Source organism: Dolichospermum sp. UHCC 0260 (genome assembly GCF_009711985.1).
In the GTDB taxonomy this organism is placed as follows: domain Bacteria; phylum Cyanobacteriota; class Cyanobacteriia; order Cyanobacteriales; family Nostocaceae; genus Dolichospermum; species Dolichospermum lemmermannii.
Map to the genome: position 1 here is coordinate 60270 of NZ_VIKZ01000024.1, position 24192 is coordinate 84461.

Annotated in this window: 27 protein-coding genes and 1 tRNA gene; 8 read left to right on the plus strand and 20 right to left on the minus strand. The window is 39.8% G+C overall.

Translation table 11 applies throughout. From position 1 onward, the window contains the following. Nucleotides 1-15 precede the first annotated feature (15 nt). The 5 genes from FJR08_RS11410 to FJR08_RS11430 form a co-directional block, all read right to left on the minus strand. Nucleotides 16-210 (minus strand): hypothetical protein, encoded by a 195-nt coding sequence (locus FJR08_RS11410; protein ID WP_323294571.1) that lies wholly within the window; start codon nt 208-210, stop codon nt 16-18. Between the two features lie 59 nt (nt 211-269). Beyond that, nucleotides 270-1430 (minus strand): glycosyltransferase family 1 protein, encoded by a 1161-nt coding sequence (locus FJR08_RS11415; protein WP_015083608.1) that lies wholly within the window; start codon nt 1428-1430, stop codon nt 270-272. Nucleotides 1431-1595: 165 nt separating this feature from the next. Further along, nucleotides 1596-2750 carry an NAD-dependent epimerase/dehydratase family protein gene (locus FJR08_RS11420; RefSeq protein ID WP_148762415.1) on the minus strand — a complete coding sequence of 385 codons (1155 nt, stop codon included), beginning with the start codon at nt 2748-2750 and terminating at the stop codon, nt 1596-1598. A 156-nt stretch (nt 2751-2906) separates the two neighbouring features. After that, nucleotides 2907-3413: a hypothetical protein gene (locus tag FJR08_RS11425; RefSeq protein ID WP_168633235.1), complete on the minus strand. Its 507-nt coding sequence runs from the start codon at nt 3411-3413 to the stop codon at nt 2907-2909. Nucleotides 3414-3423: 10 nt separating this feature from the next. Then, complete coding sequence (locus FJR08_RS11430; protein ID WP_217357510.1) at nt 3424-4074, minus strand: patatin-like phospholipase family protein; 651 nt, start codon at nt 4072-4074, stop codon at nt 3424-3426. Between the two features lie 21 nt (nt 4075-4095). Between FJR08_RS11430 and FJR08_RS24020 the strand changes: the two genes are divergently transcribed. Both FJR08_RS24020 and FJR08_RS11435 read left to right on the plus strand, forming a co-directional pair. Further along, on the plus strand, nt 4096-4224 hold the full coding sequence (locus FJR08_RS24020; protein ID WP_256369510.1) for a hypothetical protein: 129 nt from the start codon (nt 4096-4098) through the stop codon (nt 4222-4224). Between the two features lie 3 nt (nt 4225-4227). Then, nucleotides 4228-4458, plus strand: a complete 231-nt coding sequence (locus FJR08_RS11435) for a dephospho-CoA kinase (protein WP_168633236.1) — start codon at nt 4228-4230, stop codon at nt 4456-4458. A gap of 35 nt (nt 4459-4493) precedes the next feature. On the opposite strand, the gene FJR08_RS11440 is transcribed toward FJR08_RS11435, so the two are convergent. The 6 genes from FJR08_RS11440 to FJR08_RS11465 all read right to left on the minus strand — a co-directional run bounded on the left by FJR08_RS11440 (nt 4494) and on the right by FJR08_RS11465 (nt 8691). After that, nucleotides 4494-4655 (minus strand): hypothetical protein, encoded by a 162-nt coding sequence (locus FJR08_RS11440; protein ID WP_168633195.1) that lies wholly within the window; start codon nt 4653-4655, stop codon nt 4494-4496. A 508-nt stretch (nt 4656-5163) separates the two neighbouring features. Continuing rightward, nucleotides 5164-6519 (minus strand): aminopeptidase P family protein, encoded by a 1356-nt coding sequence (locus FJR08_RS11445; RefSeq protein ID WP_168633237.1) that lies wholly within the window; start codon nt 6517-6519, stop codon nt 5164-5166. A gap of 89 nt (nt 6520-6608) precedes the next feature. Beyond that, nucleotides 6609-7514, minus strand: a complete 906-nt coding sequence (gene rsmH, locus FJR08_RS11450; RefSeq protein WP_168633238.1) for a 16S rRNA (cytosine(1402)-N(4))-methyltransferase RsmH — start codon at nt 7512-7514, stop codon at nt 6609-6611. A gap of 22 nt (nt 7515-7536) precedes the next feature. Beyond that, nucleotides 7537-7767: a hypothetical protein gene (locus tag FJR08_RS11455; protein WP_168633239.1), complete on the minus strand. Its 231-nt coding sequence runs from the start codon at nt 7765-7767 to the stop codon at nt 7537-7539. 58 nt (nt 7768-7825) lie between these two features. Next, entirely contained in the window at nt 7826-8248 is a 423-nt protein-coding gene (locus FJR08_RS11460; RefSeq protein WP_168633240.1) for a hypothetical protein, read from the minus strand. Then, the gene (locus FJR08_RS11465; RefSeq protein WP_174783070.1) at nt 8245-8691 is read right to left on the minus strand and encodes a hypothetical protein; all 447 of its coding nucleotides are present in this window, start codon (nt 8689-8691) and stop codon (nt 8245-8247) included. Before FJR08_RS11465 ends, FJR08_RS11460 begins: the two co-directional genes overlap by 4 nt. A 443-nt stretch (nt 8692-9134) precedes the next feature. Between FJR08_RS11465 and FJR08_RS11470 the strand changes: the two genes are divergently transcribed. Further along, the gene (locus FJR08_RS11470) at nt 9135-10319 is read left to right on the plus strand and encodes an NAD(P)H-quinone oxidoreductase subunit H (RefSeq protein ID WP_168633241.1); all 1185 of its coding nucleotides are present in this window, start codon (nt 9135-9137) and stop codon (nt 10317-10319) included. A gap of 156 nt (nt 10320-10475) precedes the next feature. On the opposite strand, the gene FJR08_RS11475 is transcribed toward FJR08_RS11470, so the two are convergent. From FJR08_RS11475 to purT, 3 genes are all read right to left on the minus strand, one after another. Next, complete coding sequence (locus FJR08_RS11475; protein WP_148760878.1) at nt 10476-11129, minus strand: hypothetical protein; 654 nt, start codon at nt 11127-11129, stop codon at nt 10476-10478. Nucleotides 11130-11326: 197 nt separating this feature from the next. Beyond that, the gene (thiD, locus tag FJR08_RS11480; RefSeq protein ID WP_168633242.1) at nt 11327-12145 is read right to left on the minus strand and encodes a bifunctional hydroxymethylpyrimidine kinase/phosphomethylpyrimidine kinase; all 819 of its coding nucleotides are present in this window, start codon (nt 12143-12145) and stop codon (nt 11327-11329) included. A 30-nt stretch (nt 12146-12175) separates the two neighbouring features. After that, nucleotides 12176-13345 (minus strand): formate-dependent phosphoribosylglycinamide formyltransferase, encoded by a 1170-nt coding sequence (gene purT, locus FJR08_RS11485; RefSeq protein WP_015083617.1) that lies wholly within the window; start codon nt 13343-13345, stop codon nt 12176-12178. Between the two features lie 138 nt (nt 13346-13483). Here purT and FJR08_RS11490 point away from each other — a divergent pair, with 138 nt between their 5' ends. Both FJR08_RS11490 and FJR08_RS11495 read left to right on the plus strand, forming a co-directional pair. After that, complete coding sequence (locus tag FJR08_RS11490; RefSeq protein ID WP_015083618.1) at nt 13484-13963, plus strand: hypothetical protein; 480 nt, start codon at nt 13484-13486, stop codon at nt 13961-13963. Between the two features lie 567 nt (nt 13964-14530). Beyond that, the gene (locus FJR08_RS11495; RefSeq protein ID WP_015083619.1) at nt 14531-15142 is read left to right on the plus strand and encodes a GerMN domain-containing protein; all 612 of its coding nucleotides are present in this window, start codon (nt 14531-14533) and stop codon (nt 15140-15142) included. Nucleotides 15143-15264: 122 nt separating this feature from the next. On the opposite strand, the gene accB is transcribed toward FJR08_RS11495, so the two are convergent. Together accB and efp are read right to left on the minus strand one after the other, a co-directional pair. After that, entirely contained in the window at nt 15265-15789 is a 525-nt protein-coding gene (gene accB, locus FJR08_RS11500) for an acetyl-CoA carboxylase biotin carboxyl carrier protein (protein ID WP_015083620.1), read from the minus strand. 140 nt (nt 15790-15929) lie between these two features. Then, nucleotides 15930-16487, minus strand: a complete 558-nt coding sequence (gene efp / locus FJR08_RS11505) for an elongation factor P (RefSeq protein WP_015083621.1) — start codon at nt 16485-16487, stop codon at nt 15930-15932. Nucleotides 16488-16781: 294 nt separating this feature from the next. Here efp and FJR08_RS11510 point away from each other — a divergent pair, with 294 nt between their 5' ends. Next, nucleotides 16782-17888: a peptidylprolyl isomerase gene (locus tag FJR08_RS11510; RefSeq protein ID WP_168633243.1), complete on the plus strand. Its 1107-nt coding sequence runs from the start codon at nt 16782-16784 to the stop codon at nt 17886-17888. Nucleotides 17889-17949: 61 nt separating this feature from the next. Here FJR08_RS11510 and FJR08_RS11515 read toward each other — a convergent pair. Both FJR08_RS11515 and FJR08_RS11520 read right to left on the minus strand, forming a co-directional pair. Next, nucleotides 17950-18034, minus strand: a tRNA-Ser gene (locus FJR08_RS11515). 58 nt (nt 18035-18092) lie between these two features. Then, on the minus strand, nt 18093-19022 hold the full coding sequence (locus FJR08_RS11520; RefSeq protein WP_015083623.1) for a TIGR04168 family protein: 930 nt from the start codon (nt 19020-19022) through the stop codon (nt 18093-18095). A gap of 667 nt (nt 19023-19689) precedes the next feature. On the opposite strand from FJR08_RS11520, the gene nadA reads away from it, so the two are divergent. Beyond that, complete coding sequence (nadA, locus tag FJR08_RS11525) at nt 19690-20655, plus strand: quinolinate synthase NadA (protein WP_168633244.1); 966 nt, start codon at nt 19690-19692, stop codon at nt 20653-20655. A 19-nt stretch (nt 20656-20674) separates the two neighbouring features. Here nadA and FJR08_RS11530 read toward each other — a convergent pair whose 3' ends face one another. Further along, the gene (locus FJR08_RS11530) at nt 20675-21565 is read right to left on the minus strand and encodes a hypothetical protein (protein ID WP_015083625.1); all 891 of its coding nucleotides are present in this window, start codon (nt 21563-21565) and stop codon (nt 20675-20677) included. Between the two features lie 1114 nt (nt 21566-22679). Here FJR08_RS11530 and FJR08_RS11535 point away from each other — a divergent pair. Beyond that, nucleotides 22680-22874, plus strand: coding sequence for a hypothetical protein (locus tag FJR08_RS11535; RefSeq protein WP_015083627.1), 195 nt, complete (start codon nt 22680-22682; stop codon nt 22872-22874). A gap of 364 nt (nt 22875-23238) precedes the next feature. Here the strand turns inward: FJR08_RS11535 and FJR08_RS11540 are convergent, their stop codons facing one another. Continuing rightward, nucleotides 23239-23961, minus strand: a complete 723-nt coding sequence (locus FJR08_RS11540) for a cyclase family protein (RefSeq protein ID WP_168633245.1) — start codon at nt 23959-23961, stop codon at nt 23239-23241. Between the last annotated feature and the right edge of the window lie 231 nt (nt 23962-24192).

Genomic DNA, 24192 nt, shown 5'->3' on the forward strand with positions numbered 1-24192 from the left:
ACAACGAACAACTGACTACTTCGTGATGATTGTCCAAACACCATCCCAGGACTTTGGTGGCGGTATTTGCTGGTACTTATAGGCGCGCTCTAAATGGATATGAACAGCCTGATTTGTCGGTTCGATGACTTGAGCTAATTTGAAGCGGGCGATCGCTTGGGTAAAATCCCTTAATATATAAGCATTGCGGCCAGCCTGGTAATGGTGCAAAAATTCCTGGCTGTATGCAATTGAATGAGGTGGAAAATTTAGAGAAAAAGCCAGCCCTCTTATTCTCGCTTCTGACTCCTGACTCCTGACTCCTGACTCCTGCTACTATTTAAGATTATTTTTTGATAATAATCTTCAAGTTGTTGTGTCGCCGATGTCCATCCCCATTTTTCTGCTTCTGCACGGGCATTTGTGCGGATAATAGTGATTTCCTCCCGTTGTTTCAACAGACGGATTGTAGCATTAATCGCTTCTTGAATATCGGCTTGCGGATCAAAAAGATATCCATTAACTCCATCTGTAACAATATCAGGGATACCTCCAGAACGGGCTGCTACCACAGGACACCCTGCGGCCATAGCTTCTAGCAGAACTAATCCCAGTGTTTCTGTGCGGGAAGGAAAAATAAAGGCATCAGCACTGGCAAAAGCCGAACCTAATTCTTTACCCATCAGATAACCGACAAAATAAGTATTTGTCCCCGCAAAGTGTTTTTCCAAAGTTTGTCGGTGGGGTCCATCGCCGACTAATGCTAATCTGGCATCAGGAATGGCTTCTAGAATGGGTTTAATACGTTCGATTTCCTTTTCAGCAGAAAGACGACCAACGTACAGTAACAAGGGGCTATCTGGATGATTTTGGGATAAGCGCGATCGCATTTCCGCACTGACTAAATCAGGATGAAATAATTCTGTATCTACTCCCCGTTGCCATAAATCACATCTTTCAATTCCATGGGCTGAAAGTTCCTTTACCATTGCCGTAGAGGTACACAAATTTAACTCAGCCTGATTATGACCAGCTTTAAGCAACTCCCAAAGTAACCCTTCTAACATTCCTAGCCCGTAATGTTGTAGATATTGGGGCAAATGGGTATGATAAGAAGCCACTAAAGGAATTTTCAGAACTTTACTATAGAAGATCCCTGATAATCCCAGAACTGCGGGATTAACAACATGAATAATATCTGGTTTAAACTCTTCCAAAGCATGACCAATTGCCGGGCGAGGCAGTGCCATTTTTAACTCAGGATAGAGAGGCAAAGGAAAGCCACTAACTCCGTAAACTTTCGCGCCTTTATGTTCAGTGATGCCACCTTCAGGGGCAAATACCAGAACTTGATTGCCATGACGTTGTAAATGGTCAACAGTATGGCGCAAGCGGGTCACGATGCCATCAACTTTAGGTAAGAAGGTTTCTGTAAATAGAGCAATTCTCATAAAAAGAAGGAGGTAGGAGTCAGGAGTCAGGAGTCAGGAGTCAGGAGTCAGAAGTCAGGAGGTAGGGGCGCAGTTAGGAGTCAGGAGTGGAAAATTAATCTACTGTTGCCTCTTACGCTCTTTCTATCACCTGTCACCTGTCACCTGTCACCTGTCACCTGTCACCTATTTTCTATGCCAAGAGACTTTGGGAAGAATTTGTTTGTGATCAACTCGGTGCTGATACTTGACGGAAAAGTTTAATAGTGAATCAAGTAGAGAATCCGAGAGTAAATGCGGTTGTAAACCCAAATCCAAGAGTTTGGTGTTTTTGGCGTTGAAATAGTGTTCTTCCTTCTCCACTCTGGGGTTGTCTATGTGGTTAATATCCACATTCAGTCCCATAGCGTTACCGGCTTTTTTCACCATCATTGCCAAGTCACCGACGCTAAATAGTTCGGTAAATTGGTTAAACACACGGAATTCTCCTGGTTCGGCAGGATTAGCGATCGCTAATTCAATACATCGCACCGTATCCCGAATATCCAAGAAGCCACGAGTTTGTCCACCTTTACCGTAGACGGTGAGGGGATGTCCTACAGTTGCTTGAATACAGAAGCGATTCAGTGCTGTACCAAATACGCCATCATAATCCAGGCGGTTAATTAACAGTTCGTCCATCCCCGTTTCATCGGTTAAGACACCGTAAACTATCCCTTGATTTAAGTCTGTAGCCCTTAAACCCCAGATCCGGCAAGCAAAGTGGATATTATGGCTATCATGGACTTTGCTCAAGTGATACATAGAACCAGGCTGCTTAGGATAGGGCAAAGTATCCTTGCGGCCGTTGTGTTCAATCGTGATGTATCCTTCTTCAATGTCAATGTTGGGAGTTCCATACTCACCCATTGTTCCCAATTTCACCAAATGGCAATCTGGGAAATCCTCCCGCATAATGTACAGCAAGTTCAACGTGCCAACCACATTATTGACTTGGGTAAGAACAGCGTGTTCACGGTCAATCATGGAAAATGGCGCTGAACGCTGTTCACCAAAATGCACGATTGCAGTTGGTTGAAATTCGTGTAAGGCTTTGTGCAGAAACTCGTAATTAGTAATATCGCCGATAAACAGATCAATAGACTTGCTAGTCAAATCCTGCCACCGCTGGAGACGTTGCTGAATTGGTGCGATTGGGGTAAGAGTTTCTACACCCAATTCATTATCCCAATGTCGCCGCACCAAACTATCTAAAATTCCAACTTCATAACCTCGATTAGAAAGGTAAAGCGCGGTTGCCCAACCGCAATACCCATCACCACCAATTACCAGGACTTTCATCTTTACCAGTTTTTACTCGCTGATAGCTAAATCTACCAGGTTTTGTGTCCCTTCTTCATCATTAAATTCTCTTAATGAAGGCAAGAGGCAAGGGGCAAGAGGTAAGGGGAGAATATTTTTCCTACTGACAACTGACAACTGACCATTGACCACTAACTATTGACTAATTTTATACTCCTGGGCAATGTAGTAAAACAGCCGATAATAATTTTGAAAGTCTTTGCTGCCGCTTTGTCCTTGCCAGTGATACTCCAAGTTCTCTTGGCTAATAGTCAATTTAATCACAGTCACCTTTTCCCCCGCTTCTACAGCTAATACCCCAGAAAACCCCTGATGAGTCCGAAAATTAGGGACTGGCTGAGAACTTTCAGTTAAGGACTTTAATACAGGCTTACTTGCATAAGCGCGAATTTCTACGTCTTTTTTGTTTGGTGAAACTAAAGCAATACCATCACTGTTGTCTGGGTTTCCTAATTGCTGCCAAGTATTCGGATAAGGAAACTCAAAACCATAACGATTATTTCTATATATATTCCATCTTGTCTCTTCAAGCTGGGAGTTATTAGCATTACACCCCCAGGAGATCATCCCTATCCCCACACCCGAAATAATAGCGCACAGTGCCTTGTTTATTTGTACCGCACCCCAAGTCTGTTTTATCATTCAGTTTTAACTAATAGATTGGTGGATCGTCTCTTAATCGCTTTGATGTTTCCTGAAGCCGCGCAAAACTTTCTTGGCGCGATCGCTCGATCATCAGTGTTTGTAAAATTGGTTCAAGAATCCGTTTAGCATCTTGATAACCTCGGTTTTGCAAGAGTTGAATCCGTTCGGGACTGAAATCTAGTAATTTGTTAAGACCACCCATATCTTCTGTTGGACGAATTTCAATTATTGTTTGGTTTGGAAATTCATGACGATTCCAAAGTTCACCATTTCCTAAATGAATGACGATCGCATGGGTACAACCGCGATTTGCTAAGGCTTTGAGAGGGACATTATCACCTAGCCAACCATCAACATAATGCTTGTCATCAATCTGGCGCGATTTAAATGCTAAAGGAATAGCAGCACTGGCGAGTAATGTTTGATAAATTTCTTCATCAGTTTTGGCTGATTGGACATGAATATATTCGGCGGATTGTCCAAGATTGGAGGCGATCGCATTGCCTATTGTGGGGACAATCTGACCTGCTTTGTGTGGAGATGGTAAGAAATTGTGTGCTGAAGGAAATGCGGCTACCCAGAGTTCGATTCCTGCTCGCAATTGTTGAGGATTGATTGCATAGCGTAAAAATTTATCCAGTGGGTTGGGATCACACAAAGATGCGTCTTCCTGTGAGAAATGCAAATATTTTGCCAAGGAATGCACGCTATTGGGGAAAAGTTGGTACGGGAGGAATCCGATGGCCGAAAATATGAATATCGGTTACGAGAAGATGGCAGCGAAGAAATTCTGGAAGAAATCCAATGAGATATGCCAGAGTTAATTGTCATTGCTGGTGCTAACGGATCGGGAAAATCCAGTCTAACCAAGTTGTCTGCATCTAATTTACCAGTGATCGATGCCGATGCGATAGCGAAGCGCTCCGTAGGAATCGCTCATGAACTTTCTTCTGAAAATCCAGAATCTGCTGCTTTTGCTGCTGCTAGAAAGGCGATCGCCCAACAATACAGCACTTCCCGGTGTTATGAGGTACATATCTAGCGGGCAAGATGCCCGCACTACAAGAGTTTCATGATTCAACTTTGTACCTCATAAGAGCGGAAACCGCTGTAGCGAAAACCACGACAATAAGCCTTAAGATCAACAATACCAGCACCGGGATTATCTTCACGAAACTGAGCTAAACCGCGTTTACTTTGAAACCCATAGTTTTTTCTTAATTGGGTTTTATTCCCCAATCCTATACTCTTCCCTGTTCCCTGTTCCCTTTTAAAAAACTCCAGTTTTCAACTTGGACGAGGTTTAGAACCCGGATTTCTCACAAGCGGAAAAAAACATTCATAAAGAGCGAAACAAAGGAAGTTTATTTGATACATAAGTAGCAAAGATGAAAAAAGGAAATCTCCTAAGTATATATTTGATAAATTTCGTTAAATATCAAGAGCTATTCAGGCAAAATATACTGACATAAATAATTGAGTATTAAAATTAGGCATGACAAAAAAGAGTTAAGAAAAAAACTTTTATCTCTACTCTAAATTAAAGCTAAAAATGAGCGGAATAATCGTCCCAAAAGAATTAAAGCTTCGGCTTCGCTCAGCTTTAACACCGAGCGTAGTCGAGGTGTTAACCAGGATTTGGTAATAACTTTTAATTTATGTAATCTAATGTTGGGTTGCGCTGTCGCTTTACCCAACCTACAAAGAATTGTCAGTTAATAAATTCACGTTTTTTAGCATACCATATTTAACAAGCAACTAAATCTTCAATAGCACTGGCTTGATTTGGTAATGCGGCTGTTAAAACCTCACTTCCTGATTCTGTAACTAATACATCATCTTCAATGCGAATTCCCCTCACATCTGAAAATTGTGCTAATCGTTCCCAATTGACTAAATCTTGATATTGAGAACGAGTTTTTGGATCATTTAAAATTGCGGGAACTTGATAAAATCCTGGTTCAATTGTCACTAACATTCCTGCACGCAAGGGACGATTTAACCGTAAATAACTTAAACCAAAACGACTACTTCGGCTTCTTCCTTGATCATAGCCGGCAATGTCTCCCAAATCTTCCATATCATGAACATCTAAACCTAAAAGATGCCCAATTCCGTGGGGAAAAAATAAAGCATGAAGATCCATTTTTACTAAATCTTCTGGTTTACCTCGTAAAATTCCTAAATCTACTAAACCTTCAGCAATTGTAGTTGCTGCTAATAGATGAATATCTGCATATTCTACACCAGGAGCTATATTTTGAATACAAGCATCATGGGCGGCTAAAACAATATCATAAATGTCTCTTTGGGTAGATGAAAACTTCCCAGAAATAGGCCAAGTGCGGGTAATATCCGCAGCCCAACCCGTCGCGGTTTCCGCACCTACGTCAGCTAAAAGTAAACCTCCTGATTGCAGGGAATGGTAATAATGATTATTGTGTAAAACTTCACCATGAACTGTCACAATACTGGTGTAGGCAGTGGTCATATTTTCACCCATAATTACTGCTTCCATTGCGGCACGGACTTCGGCTTCGAGTTTAGCTGAAGGTGTTGCCGCCATTCCGGCTTTGTGGGCTGTTACACTCACTGCCGCAGCTTTACGTAATTCTACCAAGGCGGCTTCGTCGTGGGTAAGTCGCAGGGAAACAATGGCTTTTGCTAATTCTAAATCAATTCCTGACAGGGGATTTTTTGGTAAAATCCGGCGATTTAAAAGTTGGGTTTGCTGTGTCCAAGTAGTTGCATCTTGTACAGGAAGAGTCGCCACATTTTCTAAATAATTTCCTAATTCTGCCATGGTTTTGGCTTCATCTGCGCCTATTTTGGCAGCAATTTCTTCTCGGCTGGGGGTTTTTCCATGCCACAGGGCGCTACTGGGGTGGGGGTCATCTATAAATAGTTGTAGCTTGCCACTTTCTAGGCGAATGACGGCATTTTCGAGAGGAATTCCGGCGAAATAGAGGAAATGGCTATTGGCGCGGTGGGGGAAGGTATTGGCTGGGAAGTTGCGGGGACTGCTATCACCAGACCAGAGAATGGCGGGAAAGTCTATGATTTCTGCTAGTTTTTGGCGACGGTGACGGAGGGTGTTTTGCATGGGAAATCTAGATTAAGGTTTCGCGCAAAGGCGCTAAGGAGCAAAGGCGCAAAGGAAGAAGGAGCAAAGGAAGAAGGAGTTTAAGGGTGTCAATTATCTATGTTTTTCTTTTCTGCTATTCTCAATTTAGCAGAACGAGAACGGGGGTTTTGTTTTATTTCTTCTTCTGTGGCAATTATGGGTTTTTTTGTCAATATCCTCAATAATGGCGAATTTCTCAAACCATGTTTAACTGGTCTGTCTTCTAAGCTGTGAAAGCTGATTATGGCGATTCTTCCCCCAGGAATCAGGGCGTTTGGGGCTTTTTCTATGAGGGTTTCTAGGACTTTTAATTCGTCGTTGACAGCAATTCGTAAGGCTTGAAAAACACGAGTTGCGGGGTGAATTCTCCCATGTCGGTATTTAGGGGGGACGGAGTATGCGATCGCATTTGCTAATTCTGTAGTAGTATTAAATGGTCGTTTTTCAACTATTCTTCTGGCTATTCTTCTGGAAAGTCTCTCTTCACCATATTTAAAGAAAATATCCGCTAATTCTTTTTCGTCCCATTCATTTATAATATCTCCAGCGGTGAGGGATTGTTGTTGGTTCATTCGCATATCTAAATTTGCGGTATTTCTAAAACTAAATCCGCGTTCTGGATTATCTAAATGATAGGAACTTACTCCTAAATCGGCTAAAATTCCATCATAACTATTTTCGATAAATTGGTAATTGGCAAAGTTGCTATGAATAAAATTAACTCTATCCCCAAACTCTGATAAATTCTCTTTTGCGGCTTTTAAAGCATCCTCATCTTGGTCAACACAAGTTACTTTTACATCTTCAGCAGTTTCTAATATTAAGCGACTGTGACCACCACCACCAACAGTTAAATCTAAATAATTTCCACCAGGTTGGATATTTAAACCTGTAATCACTTCTTGACTGAGAACGGGAATATGAGAAAATGTAACTTCTTCTAAATCTAGGGGTGTTTGTAAATCTGGTTGCATTATAAAATTATTGAGAGTAAAATTAAGAAGCAAGTTTGGCGTTTATAAAACTGAAGATTTTTTCTAATTCTAATAAACCTGCTATTTCTGGTTTTTCATCAGCATTTAGCAAATTTTCTTTATTCTTTTCTAAGAGTTCTTCTAAACGAATCTGTAACTCTTCAGTAAAGGAAAAAGGACGAAATTGATCTGAAAGATTCAGATTTATTCCATTTGGTAGCCAACATGAGGGTTGTTTCATTAATTCTTTCATGGATATCTCCTTAATTGACAATTTTGGTTAACTAAGTTTAGATAATACTTTTGGTTTATTAAAATGTAACTGCTTTTTGCTTTTCAATGACAGGATTAAAATCAATTTCTTTCCAATCTCTAAATAATTCAGCAATTTGTTCAGGTGTTGTAAAATTATCTGTGAAATATTCAAATTTGCCAAAATTAAGATTGAGAAAAAAACTCAAAAAACTACAATGATCTTTTGCACCAAAACCAAGTGGACAATCAACACGCAAATTATCTATACTTGTTCCATATTCATGAATAATATCACAGATTTTTTCAATTTTACTAGAATATTTATGACATAATTCTAATAATTCAAAAGGATTTTTACCGATTTCACAAAATAACTCTATTACTTGATAGGTTAAATTGGTAGGACGATATTTAAAATCAATCAATGATTGACAAATATCTAAGGCTTCAACAAACTTTTGTTCAGATGTTTTGTTCATTTTTGCTTATCTCCTTTAGTTATGGTCATAGACCAAGGATATTGGGTTTGGGCTATTTTATGAGCATCTAATTGATTTAAACCTTGATTAATTACCAATTCAGATTCCCGAATTTCATGCTTTAGTAAAACCTCATCACTATCAATTTCTTCTCCTAGTGTCATTCTTTCCCAACTTTGAGCCATACGTAAATCAGGGATAAATTGATTTTGTAATACTCCCTTACCAAAAGCATACTGTTTAGCTCTTTCAATATCCTCAAAATTTAATTGATACCGATTGGCTATTTTGAGAATATCATCTTCTGATTCTATAATTTTATCATAAGCTTTCATAGCCGCTTTGAGATATTTCCTCTCAAGTTGATTCAGATGTGACCATCTATCTGTAAGATAAATTTCATCATTAGGTTGATTGGGGTTAGATGCTGGAATATTAGACAATTTATTAAGGAATCGTTAGTTGAATTGACAAAATACTTCTATGAGTAATTTTTTAGCCATAGATATTAATTAGGGTAATTATAAATTAAATCTATGTTGCTACGAGGATAAAATCAGCAAAATCACCAAGACCTTGATACAATTTTAGTTTAGTCATCCAAACCGCGAAGATTTCTCCCCATTCCCACACCCCCCAGGTACATGAAAAAAAATCCAGATTCTCAATCCCTTATATATCAAGCTTCCCTATAATAATTGAAGTAGCGGCACAAAATAAAACATCAAGTCCAAAACCGACTCTGCTATTCTCTCTCCAACGTCACCTTGTAGAGATAATCTAGAAATTATCCCTATAAGCTAAATTTTGGCAGACAATAACAATCGCAGCAGGTTAATCTTAGCGGGTCAATTTACAACATCCACAACGGGAGAACAGCAAATCTATGAGTAGAATAGAAACCCGCACCGAACCAATGGTGCTAAATATGGGACCTCACCACCCATCAATGCACGGGGTTTTGCGACTAATTATGACCTTAGACGGTGAAGATGTCGTTGACTGTGAACCAGTCATAGGCTACCTACACCGGGGAATGGAGAAAATTGCCGAAAACCGTTCGACAATCATGTACGTTCCCTACGTCAGCCGTTGGGACTACGCTGCGGGGATGTTTAATGAGGCGGTGACAGTCAACGCACCAGAAAAATTAGCAGGTATCACCGTACCCAAACGCGCCAGCTATATCCGCGTGATTATGCTGGAACTAAACCGCATTGCTAACCACCTATTATGGTTTGGTCCGTTCCTCGCTGACGTGGGCGCGCAAACACCCTTTTTCTACCAATTCCGGGAACGGGAAATGATTTATGATCTGTGGGAAGCCGCCACTGGCTACCGCATGGTAAATCACAACTACTTCCGCGTGGGTGGTGTTGCTGCTGATTTACCCTATGGTTGGGTAGATAAGTGTTTAGATTTCTGCGACTATTTTATCCCTAAAGTTGATGAATATGAACGTTTAGTTACCAATAACCCGATTTTCCGCCGCCGCATTGAGGGTTTGGGAACTATTACCCGTGAAGAAGCGATTAACTGGGGACTTTCTGGACCAATGTTACGCGCTTCTGGGGTGAAATGGGATTTACGGAAAGTTGACCATTACGAATGTTACGACGATTTCGATTGGGACGTACAGTGGGAAACAGTTGGTGATTGTCTTGCTCGTTACATGGTACGGATGCGAGAAATGCGCGAATCTGTAAAAATCATTCGTCAAGCTATTGCTGGCTTACCTGGTGGCCCCTACGAAAACCTGGAAGCAAAACGGATAATGGCTGGGAAAAAATCTGAATGGGATGCTTTTGATTATCAGTTTGTTGCTAAAAAAGTTTCTCCTACTTTCAAAGTTCCCAAAGGTGAAATTTACTCCCGCGTTGAAAGTGGAAAAGGAGAATTGGGAATTTATTTAGTAGGTGAAAATAATGTTTTCCCTTGGCGCTGGAAAATCCGCGCCGCAGATTTCAACAATTTGCAGATTCTTCCTCATTTACTGCGGGGAATGAAGGTTGCGGATATCGTTGTTATTCTTGGTAGTATTGACGTAATCATGGGTTCTGTTGATAGGTAATTTTCTGTCAATTTTCATAGGTAGGGGTTTAGCAGTGCTAAACCCCTACACGTCTAGGTTTTTCGTGATTTCGTAAAAGTTCAAATCTCGGTACAAATATAAGTTTCTTACTAATAGGTTGATTCAGCTTTAGATGACTAAACTAGTTAATTTTTTTTAATTTTTAATTGTTGCAGGTTGAATCTGATTTTGGAATAAAGGACGGACAATTAAATATCCAGCCGCAAAACCAGTTAGCATAATGAATATAATAGTAATTACTAGCCATAACCCATTTAATCCTTTTGTCTGAGACTGAGGATTAGGAGAATAACGGACTTTCTTTTCTTCTATCAATACTTTTTCTGATACTGGAAAATTAACATCTTTTGTTGGTGTAACAGACTCCTGACGACCGTTTTGGGGAGGTGTAGCTTTTATTACTGCTTTTCGACGAGGGGTAGTAGGCTGTTGTCGTGGAGGTGCTGTTGTCACGGTTGGCTTATTTGTATATCTCACCTCCTGATGATTACGGGGTGTAGGTTGAGGTAGATATTCTTCCTCGTTATGAGGACACGGTGGTGCGGGAGGGCTGGGTGCTGAAGTCTCAACTAATTTTTTTAGTTCTAAGCAAGATTCAATAACTTTAGTTATTTCTTGACGCAGTTGTTGATTTTCCTGGGATAATTTTTGATTATGACTAGTAACTACATTTAGTTTAGATTGTACTGCTTGTAACTCCGCTGTCAATTCTCGGTAAACCCAAAGGGGAACAGAGGGAGGGTAGTTGTTAGGTGGTTGACTATAATTAGATCCTGTAGTTGTTTCCATGGATATTTTAGTATCAAAATACAGTAGTTAGAGTAAGGATAATCAGGAGCAGAATATAGTTATTGATGAAATTATGCCCAAAAATAAGGGAAAAATGCCCGTAACTATTTTTCTGCGTATTTCTGGGATTAAATAATTAAACCTATCAGTATAGTAACTAATTATATGTGATTAATACGACTTTTTAAAAAATTGGTTTATTTGATCAATAATGGGAAAAAGTGGCCTACTGGTCCTTGTCCTTTGCCAATATCTAGAGAATAGGTAAGAGCATTTGTAACATATTCTTTTGCGGCTTGTACTGCTGTCCAGAGGTCTTTACCTAAAGCTAGGTTAGCAGCAATGGCCGCTGATAAAGTACAACCTGTGCCATGAGTATTTTTTGTCTCTACCTGTTTCGTTCTCAAAATCTGCAATTTTTCTCCATTAAACCAAACATCAACACCCCGCAAATTTCCAGACATTCCTCCACCCTTGACTAAAACAGCCTTTACTCCCAATTCCCTGTGCATAATTGCCGCTGCTGCTTGCATATCTGCTAAAGAAGTAATTTCTAACCCGCTTAAAATCTGCGCTTCATAGCGATTTGGAGTAATAATAGATGCTAAGGGAATCAGAGTATTCCGTAAAGTTTGCACGGCATCATCATCAATTAATTTCGCTCCTGTGCGTGATACCATCACAGGATCAACTACTAAATTATTAATTTTATAAGCTGCTATTTGCTGGGCTACAGCCAAGATAATTTCTTGGTTAAGTAACATTCCCGTTTTTGCAGATTGTACGCCAATGTCCTCTACAACCGCCTGAATTTGGGCGACAACAGCATCGGATGCGATCGCATCAACCCTGCTGACTCCTACAGTATTTTGGGCTGTAATGCAGGTAATAGCACTTGTTCCGTGGACGCAGTGAAAAGCAAAAGTCCGTAAATCGGTTTGAATTCCCGCACCCCCACCACTATCAGAACCGGCAATTGTTAAAGCAACAGGGACGAAAGTTTTGTTTGTTGTCATGATATAGTTTCAATATTAAAAATAAATATATCAATTTATTTTCACCTGACTAGCTGCTTTTGTAGCCTTTTCTCTAGCTTCGGAAATATCCCCACCTTTTGCTAAAGCTACCCCCATACGACGATAAGGATGAGCCGTAGGTTTACCAAATAACTTAATATCTACATCTTTTTCGGCTAAAGCTTCAGCTACACCAGTAAAAGTAATAGAATCAGACTTTTCGGCAGCTAAAATTACCGCACTTGCTGAAAATCCTAACTGTTCAATATGGGGAATTGGTAAACCTAAAATGGCTCGGAGATGTAATTCAAATTCATTCAAATTCTGAGAAATTAATGTCACCATTCCTGTATCATGAGGTCGAGGAGACAGTTCCGAAAAAATCACCTCATCTTTAGTAATGAAAAACTCAACACCAAAAATTCCCGCACCACCCAAAGCATCAGTAACTTTTTTGGCAATTTCTTGAGATGCTAAAATTTTATCTTCAGAAATAGCTGCGGGTTGCCAAGATTCTTGATAATCTCCTCTTTCTTGACGGTGGCCAATGGGATTACAAAAAATTGTGGGTGCGTTCCATTGTTTAATTGTCAGTAAAGTAATTTCAATTTCAAAATTAATGAATTCTTCAACAATTACCTTTTGGCTATCACCACGAGAATTAGAAATGGCATAATTCCAAGCTTTTGCGACTTCGCTGCTGTCATTAACTACAGATTGACCTTTTCCTGAAGATGACATCACAGGTTTTACAACATTAGGAAAACCAATTTCTTCGGAAATGATAATTAATTCTTCTAAAGTAACAGCATAACCATATTTAGCAGTTCTAATTCCTAATTCTTGATGTGCTAATTCTCTAATTCTGTCGCGGTTCATCGTGTAGTTAGTCGCCGCTGCTGTGGGAATAACTGTAATTCCTCTTTGCTCAAATTCTTGTAATTTTTCAGTTCTAATTGCTTCAATTTCAGGAATAATAAAATCGGGCTGATGTTTATTTACGACTGCTTCTAAATCATCAGCACTCAGCATAGAGATAACTTCTGCACAATCAGCCACCTGCATCGCCGGAGCATCAGCATATCTGTCCACAGCAATGATATAATTGCCTAAACGTTGAGCAGCAATTACAAATTCTTTTCCTAGTTCACCTGAACCAAGCAGCATTAATTTTTGGGGTAGTTTTAGTGCCTTAATCATGAATTAGATAATTTTTTATAGGTAGATGGGGTATATTCTACATTATTTTGCCTGTATTTTGATAAACAACTGTTCCTAAAGCAACTCCTTCCCCTCCTGCTCATCCTCCTGAACTATTAACTACACTTAACTAAAATAATGACCGAAAATATTGATAACTCCACCCATTTAACACAAAAATGGTTAGCCGAAATTCAGTCTCTGACACAACAGATGACGAAATTTCAGCGTGAACGAGATGAAGCTTGGGAAAGTTCGCAAAAATGGCGACAACTTTATAATACCGAAGCAGAGCAACGACGTGCAGATACGAAAATGCACCAGGAAGCCATAGCATCTGTAAAAGCTGAAGAACAAAAATTTTTAGGTGTCAATACTGAAATAGGTACTGACAGCACCACAGCTATTCAGCAACAAATTGCCCAATTTAATTCTATAGAAGAGTTACAAACTCAATTATTAGAAGTTATTCAAGAACGTGATTATTTATTACAAGCTTTGAAACTAGAGCAAGAAAATCACGCTCAAACCCGCAAAGGTCTGACTACAGCCTTAGGGGATGCTATTGATAGTCTGGCACGTTCCAGGGCAGATAGGAAGGATGCAGAGGTCTTATGAAAGTTTTTCCAGAAAACCATAGGATTTAGTTGACACTCTCCGGTCTAAAGACGCGGAGATTCTATAGAGAGTTTCAGTCTATATCCCTCAGTTATCCCAGTTTCAGGCAGGGTTCCTTAAATATTTGGGTTCTTGCCCTGATTTCGTTTGCCCTGGCGGGCGAAATCATATCTGACAAGCGTAACTTTCCGAGAGTCCCTCGGTAGCTTTTTATGTCTTTAGTGACAATTTAATTCTATCACGAATATGGATGAAAATTTGAAATTATTTCAAATTTTCAAATTAACGTCAATGCAGGATAAAGGAAAGCCTCTAGCCTTCATCCCTTGTCTAAAGCCCAAATGTGGCTTCCTGAGTCAGCCACATTTTCAAGGGTTTTCGGCGTTCTTCCTTATAAAGAGAAAGCTGACGGACTTGAAAAGATAACTCTACAATTGGAGTGAGAAGGGGGAGTGATTAGCAATAGCAGTTTATATACAAATCAAAGCATCTATTTAAGATATAACCTTTATAAACAGGCTAATTATCTTACGACTATTTCCATTCTGAATCCAGTAGGTTTCACATATGAATAACCAACAAAGAACTAACGGTATTTCTGTCGGTGCGGTAGCAGCTATTTCCGCAGCCGTAATAGCAGTAAGCGGTGGTGTGGCTTGGTTTTCTGGACAGACTCCAGATACTCCCACACCTACCAATTCTTCGCAAACTATTAAGCAGCCAGTCAAGCAATCAACAACCCAACAAGGTAATGAACAGACTGCTAGTATATATTGGCTCAGATCCCAGGAAAATCGGCTGGATTTAGTTCCCCAACCTTTTAAAGTTGCAGCTACCCAACCCAACCAAGTTTTAGAGGCAGCATTTAAAACCTTATTAGCAGGTCCAGGTGAAGGCACAGATTCTACTACTATTCCCCAGGGGACTCAACTATTGGGACTAAAAGCCGAAAACAATGATATTCATGTGAATTTATCCGCAAACTTTACCACTGGTGGAGGTAGCACTTCCATGATGGGGCGTGTGGGACAAGTTGTATATACTGCTACTAGTTTAAACCCTAAAGCCAAAGTATATATTCAAGTCAATGGGAAACCCTTAGAGGTTTTAGGGGGTGAAGGTGTGGAATTACAACAACCACTCACCCGCGAAAGTTTTCAGAAAAATTATCCGCTTTAGTCAGTTGTTAGTAGGGGCGAAGCATTTGGAAGATAAATTATCGGTCATTGCCAAAAATAGTTCTCCAAATGCTTCGCCCGTACAGTTGTCAGTTGTTAGTTTCCCTGTTCCCTATTTAATACTTAATCAGGGTTAATTCTCATTAAAGGCTGACCATATTCTACGGGTTCGCCATTTTGAACTAAAATTTCCATTACCTGTCCAGAGACTTCGGCTTCAATTTCGTTCATCAACTTCATTGCTTCAATTATACAGACACTTTGACCAGCTTTAACGCGATCGCCTACTTCCACGAACGCTGCTTCTCCTGGGGCTGGGGAGCGGTAAAATGTCCCTACCATTGGTGATGGGACTTCAACCAATTTTTGATTAATTGGTGAAGAAGAATGAGGAGGTTGTGCTAATGAATTATCAACAACTTTATTGATTACACCCCCCTCAGACATTGAACTTGGTAAGGCTGTAGATAGCAACTGGGTTACACTGGCACTCCCTACAGCACTCACCGTTCCTTGGGCATTATTGCTAAAACTGACAGCTTTTCGGACTGTTAGCTCAAATTCATTATTTTTGAGAGTAACTTCCGCAATATCTGTTTGGGCAATAGTTACTAATAGCTGACGGATTTCATTAAAGTCTAATGTCACAATTATTTTACCTCCACCTAACTGTTAAATTAAAATTCTAATTAAGGCAGGGATTTAATCCCTCTATAAAAAAGGGATTGAAATCATTAGCACCAATTTGAGATTTTGGACTTCGCTCAGTTGAACGATTTTATTCCTGACTATTCCCTGCCTAAATACTTATCTTCCCTGGTATCAATTTTTATGCGTTCCCCTTGGGCAATAAACAAAGGAACCATGATAGTTGCACCAGTTTCGAGAATTGCGGGTTTAGTACCACCTGTGGCAGTATCACCTTTAACACCAGGATCTGTTTGCACAATTTCCAAAACTACAGAATTAGGTAGTTCTACTTCTAGAACTTGTTCGCCCCAGCGAATCACGTTAACTTCCATACCTTCCTTTAGGTACTTGACGCGATCGCCAATTTGTGCTGAAGTTAATCTACCTTCCTCATAAGTTTCCATATCCATAAAGATAAACTCATCGCCTTCTTTATAGGTATGTTGCATCGTCACTTTTTCCAAAGTCGCTTGAGGAACGCTTTCCCCAGCCCGAAAAGTTTTTTCTAACTGTTTCCCAGTTTGAACACTTTTTAATGTTGTCCGTACGAAGGCAGAACCCTTGCCTGGCTTAACGTGAAGAAAATCTATCACGCGCCAAACCGAACCATCTAATACAATTGAAACACCAGGTCGAAAGTCGTTACTAGAGATCATGAAACTTTCAAATTTTGCAAGACAATCGGCATTTATTGTACCCTTCCCGCGCCATAAGTTGTTAGTTGTTAATTGTCAGTGGTCAGTTGTCAGGAAAGAAGCAACAGGTAATAGGCAAAATTAATATTTCTTCCCCTGCCTCCCCTACTTTCCACTTCCCCTACTTCCCCTACTTCCCCTACTTCCCCTACTTTCCACTTCCCCTGCCTCCTCCATCCCCAGTCCCGCAATATGGGAAGATAATCAATGAATTACTTCCAGTCAACACTTTGATGCTGAAGAAAGGGAAATTTCATGTTGAACTTATTTAAGTCCTGGGTGAAGAACAGCCTAAAGGTAATATTGCTATTAACAATATTTTTAGGCACAGGTACGGCTGGGTGGACTCCCACTAGTAACGCTGGACTACCAGCGGGAAACGCAATTACCGACGGGAAGGCTCTGTTACGCTATGCACTGCCGATAGATAATCAACCTGTACGTAAACTACAAGCTAGTTTAGAAGACATTTCTAACCAACTGCGGGCAAATAAACGATGGGGCGCAGTTAATAATGACCTCAAGCAAGCATCGCGGATACTCGATAAACCTTCCCAAATATTAGCAAGCGTTCCGGAAGAACGCCAACCTCAAGCCCAAGCTTGGATGACTGAATTGAAATCTGGCATCATAGAACTGCAAGAACTTGTTAAAACTAAACAAAAAGAACCCATTCTTGATGGCAGAGCTAAATTACTGAATCTTGTTAGTTTGTTAGAAGAATCAATGGTGACGAAATTCCCCTTTGAAGTTCCGGCTGAATACAGTAACTTACCCCAACTCAAAGGACGAGCTAGGATTGCTTTTAAAACCAATAAAGGCGATCTTACTGTAGTTGTAGATGGCTATAGCGCCCCTGTGACTGCTGGTAACTTTGTTGATTTGGTCCAACGAGGTTTTTATAATGGTTTAGAATTCACCCGTTCGGAAGAATCTTACTTTCTCCAAACCGGAGATCCTGTAGGTAAGGAAGCCGGTTTTATTGATCCTCAAACTGGCAAATACCGGGCTGTTCCCTTAGAAATTTTAGTCGCAGGTGAAAAAGAACCAACCTATGGCACTACTCTCGAAGAAGCTGGGCGTTATTTAGATATGCCGGTTTTACCTTTTTCTTCTTTTGGTGCTTTAGTGATGGCCCGGCCAGAAAATGAAGCTAATGGTGGTTCTTCCCAAATTTTCTTCTTTTTGTTTGAACCAGAACTTACTCCAGCGGGACGTAATCTTTTAGATGGTCGTTATGCTGTTTTTGGTTATCTGACTGAAGGTAGAGAGATTTTAGATAAACTTAAAGCTGGTGACAAAATTGAATCAGCAACCGTTGTTCAAGGCATAGAAAATTTACTTCAGCCTCAAGCAAGCTAATCAGAAATTAAAATCGAAATGTAGGGACGTTTAATCAAACGTCTCTATTTTCCCAAAAAAACGGAGAGGGGGAGATTCGAACTCCCGGAAGCTTTCACTTCACCTGATTTCAAGTCAGGCGCAATCGACCACTCTGCCACCTCTCCAAATTATTTGCCAGGATTGTGGAATACAAAAACTGACAAATAACATTATAACCTATAATTACAAAATTTGCACTACTGAAACTGAAGAATCATAAAAAACTTCCTCAGCAGCAATTTGGAAGTCTTTACCCACCCAAACCAGAGCAGCTTTTGTTACTACACCCCCCTCCAAAGAAACTAGAGAAAAATTCCGTAATTTCACACCATCTTGCTGAATAATCCGGGGGACAGTGGCAGCATTTAAGTAAATAGTTCCTTCTGGACTTCTAAATACAGCCTTCCTTTGCAGCTTTTTAGTATGGCGCAGAGTTCGGTGCATATGACCAAAAGCGACTAAAGAAACAGTTTTCTTCAGGTTGAGACTTTGAGAAATTGCTTCCGCTAAATCAGGATCACCAAAATCACCGCCAATGGGATGCCAATCTTTGCCACAAGGGTCCTCAGCGCGATCGCCTAAACCACTCGGTCCATTGTGTCCTAGAAAAATAATATGATCACAAGTAACACTTTTTACTACTTTGACGATTTTATCTGCGGACTCCTCCAAACTAGAGACACCATACCGTTCTTGACACATTTGGGCAAATCTCCATTCCGGTCCTCCCCAGGTAAAAGGACGACCACCCACCACAGTTAAATTCCAAGCCGGAAAATCCAACTTACCATAACCAACTTGGGCAGATCCCAATAAATCTAATTGTTCCTGTACCCAGTCTTCCTTGGTGCGGTCATAAGGACATTTTTTGCGTCCCCATTCAGTGGCCGAATACCAGGCATCGTGATTGCCCATTACCGCTGCTTTGGGAAGATCCAGGGAAGCGATCGCTTTTACCACTTCCACCGACTCATTCCCGAAATCTCCGACAAACAGCACTAAGTCCACACCCAGGTGCTTGAGTGCTATGCCGTCTTCCACTTCCCATTGGTCGTGAACATCGCCAATTACAGCAATTTTGATAGGTTTTGATGGAGTTTTCTGACTGGTCATGCCACTTTAAAAAGCCGTATATCTCCAGGATTTGACACTTTCATGGCTAAAGCCACTGAGATTTTGCGGACAGATTTAGATGAAGGGTTTAGCCCAATCCAATCTCGCTGCGACCGCCAAACGCCGCCTAGACGCTCAAAACAACTGCCAATCAAGGTGTCGAAATTGCGCTTACTTTTATTGTTTTCAGTGTTTTCAGAATCCATCACTAAGCCAAGACTCGGTACGCTCCACACCCTGCCATTACTCGCTCTTTCTTGTCAATACTGCCGTTAGGACTTGAACCTAACCGTTGTTTCATAGGAGCCGGGATTTCTCCGTACTAGGATGCTTCAACACATAGATGTTTTTTGTTCTTACTCACAATTTGATTCTAACATACCACAGGGATTAAAATCCCTCGTGTCGCTTATATCTCAGGGAGCCAAGCCGCGCTCGTTTTACGCTTACCGAATGCTCTTATAAAAAACCAATACGATTAAAATCGCCGGAGTCGCTTGCCTCTCAGAGCTAAAGCCGCGCTCGTTTGCCACTTACCGCGAGGTTTTATGAAACTCTACCGGATTTGGACATAAATTGCTAGGATCAATCCCTCACTATTTTTGGTAAAAACTACTATAATTAAATTCACAAGGTAATAATTTGTAATTAAAAGCAGTTTTTAATTGTGTTTACAACTACACTTACTCAACCAAAATCAGGGACTCTCCCATTAGATTTATTTGCTGCTATTGCGGATCTGAAAACAGAACTCAACGCCGTGATCTTAGCCCACTACTATCAAGATCCCGATATTCAAGATATTGCCGACTTTATTGGTGATTCCTTACAATTAGCTAGAGCAGCAGCCAATACGAAAGCAGATGTAATTGTCTTTGCTGGTGTTCACTTCATGGCCGAAACCGCCAAAATCCTCAACCCTGATAAATTGGTGTTGTTACCAGATATCAATGCAGGTTGTTCTTTAGCAGATAGTTGTCCTCCTCAAGAATTTGCGGAGTTCAAAGACGCACACCCAAATCATTTAGTTATTTCCTATATTAACTGCTCTGCCGAAATCAAGGCCATGAGCGATATTATCTGTACCAGTTCCAATGCTGTGAAAATTGTCCAGCAAATACCCCAAGAACAGCCAATTATTTTTGCCCCAGATCGGAACTTGGGACGGTATGTGATGGAACAAACCGGACGGGAAATGCTGTTATGGCAAGGTAGCTGTATTGTCCATGAGACTTTTTCGGAAAAGAAAATAGTCCAGTTAAAAATTACACATCCTCACGCGGAAGCGATCGCCCACCCCGAATGTGAAACCAGCGTATTGCGTCACGCCAGCTTTATTGGCTCTACAGCCGCCTTACTTAGTTATTGTCAAACCAGCCCTAGCCAGGAATTTATCGTGGCTACAGAGCCGGGAATCATTCACCAGATGCAAAAATTAGCACCTGACAAACACTTTATTCCCGCACCCCCGCAAAGTGATTGTAACTGTAACGAATGTCCATTTATGCGACTAAACACTTTAGAAAAACTGTATTTAGCCATGAAAAATCGCACCCCAGAAATTACCTTACCAGAAGAACTCCGCACAGCAGCACTACTACCAATGCAACGGATGTTAGAAATGAGTGTGTAGTTGAAGTTAAAAATTCATCTTACGATTTACCCTTTTCCGCTGCCTTCTGGGCTGCTTCACTAAACTTTTTATACAATTTAGTTCTAATCTGTGCTTCTTGATAGCGGCTGTGACTAGGTGACACCTGACTCATTAAATCAGAAGCCCGTTGCCAATTAGCAGCTAATTCCAACCACTGAGTTGAAGTTATTGCTGTTTTACCAGCCGTAGTAGCTTGGTTAGCTAGTCGCACAGAGGCTACAAATGGATCATCAGATGGAATAGAAAAACTTTGGCTAGGAGGACGATTCAACAATTGTGGTGGACTTTGGTTTGCTGTTTGGGAAGATTGAGAACCTGTGAATGGTGAGAGATCTTTCAGCGGATTACCTAACCAAGAATCTAGCAGCCAAGCTAGTAAAATTACTGAAGATAAACCAGAAACCCCGATCACTAAAGTTTTGATCGAAATTTTCCCTTGATCTGGATTCTTGAGTAAAGATTGGGGTTTCGCCAAAATAGGTTTTCTTGATTTGGTATCAGCTTCAGTTAAATCTGGAATTAACCACTTAAACAAATTTGGTTGGGATACTGTAATTTCCTGTGACCATAATAATTGGTTATCAGTATCACGGTGAATTTCCTCTAACCACAGCAATTGCTCTTCTTTAACAATGCGACTATTGATGTTAACTCGGCGAATGTGACGTGGTGCAAGCGAGTCCAAAATTTGTTGAATTTTTGGCACTAAGGTAGATTGCTCCAGTTGCTCTACCGTAGCTGCTTCGCACAAAAGTTGTAAAACACCATTCACAAAAACTGCTCTAGTTCTGACACTAGACATAACTAGCCTTTCATTCAAGACTTGAATAATTGCCGCAACGCTACCCTGATGAGCTTGCCAAGCGATATCATTTATCCGATCTACCATTTGATATTTAGTGATAGCTCTTACACCCTGACCTGTGAAATAACATAACCCAAGTTGCTAGTTATCTAATTTTAGGCAGGGAAAAAGGTAATTGGTAACTACTTTTGCCTTTTTGCCTATTCTCTCTTCCCTTTTACCTCTTGCCTTTTTCCAACTAGCAATTTAAATATACATTCAATTTGCATATATCAATGTAAATTTGACCAACTCTATATTCTATTTGCTCAAGTGCAAATTGCCACACTTGATATCCTGCTAGGGATAAATGTAATCCATCTGTAGTTAATTCAGAATGCAAGTTACCATTAATATACGTAACTTCACTTATCATTGTTTTGTTCCTTGTGCGTATTCACTACTTTTTCTGATGACAGCGTTAACTAAGTGAATTCAGGAAGATTTCGATTTCTGTCTATTTTGCTAGTTCACAATATTTAATATTATTAAGCAATACAACGCTATTAAATCCTATTAATCGTTAAAAATATTCTCCCGTCAGGATTAATCAACACTAAAATTTGGGATTGTTGAATTTACACAGCTTACTGTATAAGCTTTACAGCTTTTTACATATTAATTTGTAACATCATTTTTTAATGTCTTATCCCTTGATGAGCCACTAAATTTTGAGTCTCATACTTTTGGTAGATGACAATTATGAATGGTTTGTGATGTAAGTTGTAAGGAAAATTAATAAATAATTATATCAGCATCAATTTTTGTTCATAAGAAAATAGAAGTAAACCGCTAGAAAGTCTACTGAATAAGGTTAAAATAGCATATTCTTTTTTTTTATAAATATGTTTATTTATACCTACTTATGAAAATATTTTACTATTAACACAAATAAAAAATACGTAATTTTATTGCGTGATTGTAGTAACATAACTATGTGCAGCAAAGTAAGTAAGCTGTGAAATGCTTGCTACATAAGGGTTATGCTCGTAGTTTAAAAGTTAGATTTGCAGAATTATTGAGTCTGTTTGCTATTTATAGTCTGGATTAGACATATAAAGATTTATCGAAACCAAAGTAGATCAATTCCGGGGATGTAGAATAACCTTGCAAAAAGTGCTAAGATTTATCCGAAGTCTTTAATGTTTCCTTTTATAACGTGGCTAGAGCTAGTACAGCAATCGGTGTATCTCCCATCATTAAGGAGATTGTGCAAAAACAGGCACATTCAACTCGCTTAACTTTAAAAGAAGTTATTCTCATGGGAATGTTGGCAATTGATAAGTTAGATGACCAAAATTGTCAAGAATTGGCAGATCAAGTTCATCAAATGCAGGTTAATGGTGAAATCTAAAACTGCTGGCAAGAGTCTAAAATTCAAAGTCTCAAGCCTCCAGTTCTCAAGCTAAAGTTAGTTGCAAGGGTAGTTGTGTGATTTATCAAATTTCTACTCTTGACTAAAAAAATAGCAACTTCCCATTCAGTAATTCTCAATCAGTTCAAAATCTAACTTGCAGTATTGCTAAAAATTAGTAATATAGCACTTCCCGGTGTTATGAGGTACATATCTAGCGGGCAAGATGCCCGCACTACAAGAGTTTCATGATTCAACTTTGTACCTCATAAGAGCGGAAACCGCTGTAAGTTGGATTATGTTAGAAACAATAAGGGGGATCTAGTTTTAGATCCCCTTTATTTGTTCAGAAGTGCATAGAAATTTAAAATAATGCCATTATCCCAGCGGGAGAACCAGAACCTCTGCTCAACCTGAGAATCCCAATGATTAAGGTAGTACCTTGGGGTGGTAACTGATCTAAATTGGTGAGATTTTCGATCACAATTAGCGATCGCTCCAGCAGCAAACGATTAATAGTAAAATTGGTATCCTGCCCAGAATCTACACCGTGAGTATCAATGCCCACTCCGGTAATTTGCTTATGTGTAATTAAAAACTCAGTTGCATCATAGCTAAAACCGGGAAAGTGCATTTTGCCATATTTATCTTGGTTAAAAAACGCTTTTTGATTTAACCATTTTTCTTGCCAACCAGTATATAGTATCACTAAACTACCTGGGGGAATTTCCCCAAATTCAGTTTCCCAAGTTTGAATATCGCTAATAGTCAAGACATAATCAGCATTCACTGCCGCTTGTTTGCAAATATTGATAACTACAGCAGGTAATATTAGAGATGATGCTGGATACTGGTCAATACTTGCACCGTTACTATAGAAACTATTGGGGGCATTAATATGAGTGGCGCTATGTTCTCCTAAAGCAAAGCGTCGTAAGTAATAACCATCATCTTGGATTTCGGCAACACTGGTAAATTCTACGGGTGGATCACCTGTCCATGTGGGTATATTTGTATCAATTCGATGGCTGAGATGGATAACGCGAGAGTAACTAATATTACTTAATTGTTGGGGATTTTTGCTCAAAGGATTTATTCCTAAGTTTAGGATATTTTAACAAATAATCCCCCAAGCCTTTTCACTTCAAGGTGGTTGGGGGGAATTTTAATGTTGCAGCAAAAAGTGAATTTAATCTTAGTGAACAACAAAAAAGTTAAGTTTTGAATAAGGAAGAGTTAATTTTACGCAAACTTTCTCAAATTCAGGACTATGACAAACCAGATGCCGATAACCTCACTTGCTTCAAAATTAGCATTT